The sequence below is a fragment of the Anaerobacillus arseniciselenatis genome, assembly GCF_001865995.1.
In the GTDB taxonomy this organism is placed as follows: Bacteria; Bacillota; Bacilli; order Bacillales; family Anaerobacillaceae; genus Anaerobacillus; species Anaerobacillus arseniciselenatis.
The window spans coordinates 1-5,927 of record NZ_MLQQ01000043.1; the positions used below are offsets into that span (position 1 = coordinate 1).

A 5,927-nucleotide genomic window follows, 5' to 3' on the forward strand; every position below is an offset into this window, starting at 1 on the left:
AGGAGGTGGAATTTGATTGAAATTATGGTTGAAAATAATACAAACAATTTTAGCATTAGTTGTACTTTCTTTATCAGCGTATAGTTTAATAACGGGTGAATACGGAATACTTTTTCAAACGCAATTACTCTTAGGGATAATGCTTTTAGTTTTGGGAATTACTCAATTTCAAGAGAAACGAAAAGTGACAAGTATTTTTCTTTTTCTTTGTTCTGGGTTTGTTTTATTTGTCAGTATAAATGGTTTATTAAGCTAACGGGTATCTCTAGTTCAAATTATGTAAGTCAAAAGAGCTTTAACGTGTCGAGGTCAACAATATGTTAACTTTTTACGGATTTGAGGGGATTGCGTGTGGTTCAAATTACAAAAAAGAGATATTATCTATTAATTTTACTATTATTAATTAGTGTTTTTTACGGTTTTAAGAAACATGGTGAGGTGAGTAATCAACAAGACTATTTAAATCCGCATCTAATGGAAATGATGCATTCGTTCCAAAATGAGATGCATCTTGCCTCGAGCATTTTACATACTGCAATGACTGAAAATCAAATTCCATATGCTCAATGGAAACAACTAAATAGGGCATTAAAAGTAATAGAAGATGTTAGTTATGAAATGGAAAAAATGGGTAGAGCCATATATCCTCGTCGTGCGCAAGGATTAGAAAACGCAACGAAAAACACATCTTACTTAATAGCCAATTATTTAGAATATATAGAAGAGAATTTCTTAGCAGATAACTTGGATAGACTGGATTCGATCACATTCCCAACGAAAGTGCAATCAATGTTAGAACTCATATATGAAACCACCGTTGCATGGAATGAAGTGTCCAGTCGCTATACTGTTTCTAACGATATAATTAAACGAACGTATTGGGTGGAGATGATGAAAGATATACAAGATCCTTCTATAGTTTTTCAACATCAATACCTCAATTGGTAGGTTTTATAGCAAATTGTGATTGTATTCAGTTAAAGTAACGCGTTACTGGAATAGTAGCAGTGGCGCTTTTGTTTCAGTATTGAGCAGAAAATTAAAGAGGGGGGAACAGATGAATAAAAACACAAGTTTAATTTTAGGTTCTGTATTTATTTTAACTAGTGGTTTAATTTATTCAATTGAACGATTGAGCTCTACTGTACACTGGCTTGCGCTAATAAAGACGGCGGGTTCATATCCGACTATCGTAGAATATTCTTTTTTTGATAACATCTTTACTCCGATATTTTTAGTAGTTGGAATAGTATTATTAGTTATTTCCTTAATGAAAAAGTAGCTTCTTCAAGAAACGAACGTTTAAGTGAAACAATAGCAACTAAGTTTTTCTTGTTGCATTGAAGTCGATTTTTTATCTAGGGCAAATTTTATGGAGGGATGTTTTCATGCAATTTATTATATCAAATCCAATTCTGATTGGATTAGTCATTTTAATTTTTTTTATATTGTATTTGACATTTAGAAGTAACAGTAATAAATAAACAACCTTCAAATTCAATATTACTTTTCACTAACGAAGCAATTAGCAAAGTTAATAGGGGGGATTTGTTTTGTTAACTAATGTGGGTATTCCAGGTTTAATGATGATTTTGATTATTACTGCTGTATTTGTTGGAGGTATTTGGCTATTAGTTCGTTTATTATCAAAAAAATAACAAAATAACATTTGTGAAGAGACGTATGTAACAATAGAGAGCTTTACTTCAAAAATGAAGTAAAGCTTTTTTAAATTTTCTAACAACAAAAAGGTAAATAATGTTAATATTGAAATGATAGTGTGCGGCTCTTTTCAAGATTGAATCATTACGTAGAAATGTAACTAAATACGTACAGGTAAAAAGGGATTATGGAATTTTATGGTGAAATTACGTTTAGCCTTTTTTAAGTAAGGGGGAGTAAATTATTAAAATACAGAAATGTCTTATTTGCAAAAAACAATTCAGTTGGAGAGAAATTGGTAAGTCAACAAGTAACTTATTTATTCGTCCAAAGGTTGAATGTTCCAACTGTGATCAAGAATATAAGATTACTATTTCATCTTATATTGTAGCGATGTTATTGAGGTCTATCCTTATCCTTGTTACATTTTTTGTGATAAAAATTGATTATTTTTCGAACGGTATTAATATTATAATATTTTTGGTAAGTGTAGCAATTATCTTTTTTATTGAACCGTATTTGGTTAAATATAAGAAAATTGAAAAATAGTGATCATCAACTAAGGTGATCGCTTTCTTTATAAAGTTAAAGAAACAAAACCGTTAAATATTTAAGGGGGAGAAAATTATTTTTAATAGTTTGATAAGAAATAAAAAAGTTATAGGAATAATGTTAGTTTTAAGTTTATTTGGTAACCTATATTTATTTAATGCATTATATACATCAAATAAATATATTGATTTTATTAATGATGATCATTTCAATAAATATGTCAATCAATTTCAACAATTAACTAATAATATGGAAAAGGTAATTGAAGACTTTGAAAATGAAGAAAACTACCTATGGATGGTATCTAATTCTGAATATTTGAGGTTAAATGGCGGGTTACCAAGTAATGAAATGAGTGAGTTGTCTAGAAGTTTTATTCTACTTGGACAACAAGTGAATAATACGGTAACAAAATATTTTTATCGTAATGAGGGGCAGATCTTATCACAAGAACAACAGGAATACTTAAGTGAATTTAATAAAAATTTACAATCAGTTTCTAATAAATTTAATGAAAAATATGAGTTGTTTCGCACAACAAATACAACGCTAAAAGACGAACATAGAGAGTTAGCTCATTTCATAGAGAATATCGTGGAACGTAATGAGGAAATATTGTTGCAAATTCCGCCAATTGATTAGGACTTTAAAATATGCCTTTTTTAGTTAACGAAAGTTTTACTGGAGCAGCGGAAGTAAAACTATTGAAGTATTGAATGTAATAGTTGTATAAGTAAATAGTTTTTAAAGGGGAGATTTATTATCAATAATGTTAGTGTTAGTGCTTTAAGTTTAATTATTGTTTTATTATTGGCAGCATGTGGTAACTCGTCGAGTGTTAATCAAGATAGTCAAGGGGGTAGGGTTAATAGCGAGTTTTCATTAGAGGAACATGTAAAATATGCAGAGAGGCTTCAAGATGAACGAGGGCTAACCAAAGAGGAAGCAGATGAAGAAGCGTTTCGTGTTCAATTGAATGAAGTAGCAGTAATCAATAGGGCAATTGACGTAGGTATCAATGTTTCAGAAGAGGAAGCGTTGCAGAAGTCTCAGGAAACTAGAGAGGCGTTGGAGAACGAAGAGGCTAAGAATGTTAAAGAGGCACTGATTAGCATTCAAGAAGAGATTGAACAATTAGGAATTTCTGAAGATGAATATTGGAATAAATATATGCTTAGTTCCTATGCTCATGCTGTAATGAGGGAAAAGTTAATGGAGTATGAACAAAATGAAAATCCAATGAAGAGCTGGAATGAGCGTCAGCAAGAAATAATTGAGGATTTTACAGCCAGTCAATCTCAACAGATAAATGAATTTAAAAGAGAAATAGGGATGAGGTAAAACCTATTTCTCTATTCTATTAACGGATTGCGTTACTTGAACAGTGGCAGTAACGCTTTTGTTTTAGTATTGAGCAAAATAGTAGAAAGTTTTAAGGTGGAGGGATGTTATCATGGAATTTATTATAAGAAACCCAATTCTGATTGGATTAGTCATTTTAATTTTTATTATATTGTTTTTGAAGTTTAGAAGTAATAAATAAACCAACTTTCAAATTAACGGATTGCAATAGTAAAATCACGAGCTGTAATTAATTCAGCTCGTTTTTTCAATTTATAAACAAATAAATTTTGAATTATGTTAATATTTAGTGGTAGAAAAAAATGTAAAAAAAGTATAAGGACTGGTAATGGATGTTACATAAAAAAATAAGCTGGATTCAAGCATGGCATCATGAACAGCGGAAAGAGAAGCAAAATGGTGGAGTGTTTTTAGAAACAACAGATTCATTAATGTGGAAGGTAAAGATTATCATTGAAAACACTGAAGTTGAGAACAAACCACTTAATTCTATAAAGCTAGATCGTAATAAAAATAATTGGATACAGTGTTCAGTCGGCTATGATGAAGAAGTGAATAGCTTATGCTTTTTTGGTGTTGATGGTCCAGAAAATTTAGAAGAGATTATAGATATTTTTATATCATGGGTTGATCGAAATAAAATGTTTTCTTAAAATAACTTTTGCGTTCCTTCAATAGCTGCGGTAACGCTTAGTTTCAGTATTGAGTTTAGTAGAAAGTGTAATAGCTTATAAGAGAGGGGAAATTGTATGTGGATTTTAATTATTTTTGTCATTATTGGTATAGGGACAGTTATTAGTTATTTAAGGGAACAATCGATTCAAAACAAAAAAATTATCGAACTTCTTGAAGAAATAAATAAAAAATAATTATTGGGGGATTAAGTATAAAAAGGGTAAAAAACATTTTGATATTAATATTAACAACCTCCGTTATTCTTTTTGCCATTAATTATTATCAAGCACAACAAGAAAAAAATAATCACTTCCTAACCGAAACACTATTCCATCAGGAGATTAGATTATATGTCACGAATTTATATAAATTTTCAGACACATTAGAAATGTATGAAGCTACTTTTTCCGAAGAAGAGGAAAAAATATACCGACAAGCTCTTAACAATATATCAAATAATTTAAATAATCAACCCTATCGTATACATGCCTTTTTAACTAGATTATATGCTGGTGAGAACAGACATAGAAAATTCAGAGACGAGTTACATTCCTTGAATCTCCTATTAGAAGATGTGTCCAAAATTACTAATCACCAACAAATTTTAGACATTGCTACTGTTTTAAAAGAAAAAGCTCTTACTCTTGAACAAATCTTCGCATTACAAAGTAATATTATTGTAGAGAGTTTTGATGCAGCTACTAAAGAAATTGAAGTTTTAAATCAACAAATCAGAAAAATAAGTGGATTATGAGAAAAATAACTAATTAGTTAAATTTAATTGAGAAAATTTGAAAGGAAAAGTGAAAATGAATGGTGCAATATTTTTTCTATTTCAGTGGTTTATAATGTTCCTGATTTTTGTTTGCGTTTTTGGGATACCAGCGTTATTGATTTATAGTTTAGTAAATAAAAAATAAGAAGAAATATGCTAATTAAACTAAAGCGTTAGCGCAATAAGCCATAGTTCTTGTTGTCGCGCTTCTTGGGAGATAAGGAAAAAAAGGGAAAATGGTTAACTTTTTTTAGAACATTGAAGTAGAAATACTTCGGTAAAGTTCGTCGGAAGCGTTAATGCAAAAAACAGTCTTCTAAAAAATGAGTCAATATACTATAGAAAAGCATTTTTATGGAGGTCTTATGAGAACTATAATTTTAATATCAGCTTTGTATTTGATGCCAATATTTTCGTTTATTTTCTTACGGAGTTTATTTTTAGTTTTAAAATTTATAAAGGAAGAAAATGAAGAAAAAAGAGATAATGCGATTTTGACCACTTGTGTCTTCTTTGCACTAATCATGTGGACATTTAGTAGTATGATTTTAATGATAGCTTTATAGTAGTTATGCCATTAACGATCCAAGAGTAAAGGAGCTCTCGCTTTATCACGCTAACGGGAACTATGGCACAAGAAACTGTTGCTGCTGCTATTGAAATGTTGGGGAGACACCGTTAAAACGGTAGTTACTACAACATTTTGCTTGTCATATTGTGTATCAAAATCAATATGCTAAATGGTTATGTACAATAAGACAAGATTTCAAAAAGGAGCATTCCTGTTAGAAGGATTTTCGGGGACTTGAAAAAAAAAGAGCCCTCCTGGTATGATACGGGGTGTCAAATCGTGCACCGAGATGACCCCTAACTTAGTTAACCAAGGAGGACTTCATAATGA

8 protein-coding genes are annotated in these 5,927 nt (G+C 30.4%); all 8 read left to right on the top strand.

From position 1 onward, the window contains the following. Positions 1-16 precede the first annotated feature (16 nt). Positions 17-256, top strand: coding sequence for a DUF3953 domain-containing protein (locus tag BKP35_RS16130; protein WP_071314411.1), 240 nt, complete (start codon positions 17-19; stop codon positions 254-256). A gap of 95 nt (positions 257-351) precedes the next feature. Next, positions 352-948 carry a hypothetical protein gene (locus tag BKP35_RS16135; RefSeq protein WP_071314412.1) on the top strand — a complete coding sequence of 199 codons (597 nt, stop codon included), beginning with the start codon at positions 352-354 and terminating at the stop codon, positions 946-948. A 109-nt stretch (positions 949-1,057) separates the two neighbouring features. After that, the gene (locus tag BKP35_RS16140; protein WP_071314413.1) at positions 1,058-1,282 is read left to right on the top strand and encodes a hypothetical protein; all 225 of its coding nucleotides are present in this window, start codon (positions 1,058-1,060) and stop codon (positions 1,280-1,282) included. A gap of 644 nt (positions 1,283-1,926) precedes the next feature. Beyond that, positions 1,927-2,211 carry a TIGR04104 family putative zinc finger protein gene (locus tag BKP35_RS20270; protein WP_420534843.1) on the top strand — a complete coding sequence of 95 codons (285 nt, stop codon included), beginning with the start codon at positions 1,927-1,929 and terminating at the stop codon, positions 2,209-2,211. A 120-nt stretch (positions 2,212-2,331) separates the two neighbouring features. After that, positions 2,332-2,856, top strand: a complete 525-nt coding sequence (locus tag BKP35_RS16145) for a hypothetical protein (protein WP_139192900.1) — start codon at positions 2,332-2,334, stop codon at positions 2,854-2,856. A gap of 168 nt (positions 2,857-3,024) precedes the next feature. After that, positions 3,025-3,555, top strand: coding sequence for a hypothetical protein (locus tag BKP35_RS16150; protein ID WP_071314415.1), 531 nt, complete (start codon positions 3,025-3,027; stop codon positions 3,553-3,555). 353 nt (positions 3,556-3,908) lie between these two features. Then, complete coding sequence (locus BKP35_RS16155) at positions 3,909-4,229, top strand: Imm53 family immunity protein (protein WP_071314416.1); 321 nt, start codon at positions 3,909-3,911, stop codon at positions 4,227-4,229. Positions 4,230-4,483: 254 nt separating this feature from the next. Then, positions 4,484-5,005: a hypothetical protein gene (locus tag BKP35_RS16160; RefSeq protein ID WP_071314417.1), complete on the top strand. Its 522-nt coding sequence runs from the start codon at positions 4,484-4,486 to the stop codon at positions 5,003-5,005. Positions 5,006-5,927 lie beyond the last annotated feature (922 nt).

Excerpts from the sequence above, each read along its gene's own strand:
- BKP35_RS16140 (WP_071314413.1), top strand. The coding sequence starts at position 1,058 with ATGAATAAAAACACAAGTTTAATTTTAGGTTCTGTATTTATTTTAACT.
- BKP35_RS16145 (WP_139192900.1), top strand. The coding sequence starts at position 2,332 with ATGTTAGTTTTAAGTTTATTTGGTAACCTATATTTATTTAATGCATTA.
- BKP35_RS16155 (WP_071314416.1), top strand. The coding sequence starts at position 3,909 with ATGTTACATAAAAAAATAAGCTGGATTCAAGCATGGCATCATGAACAG.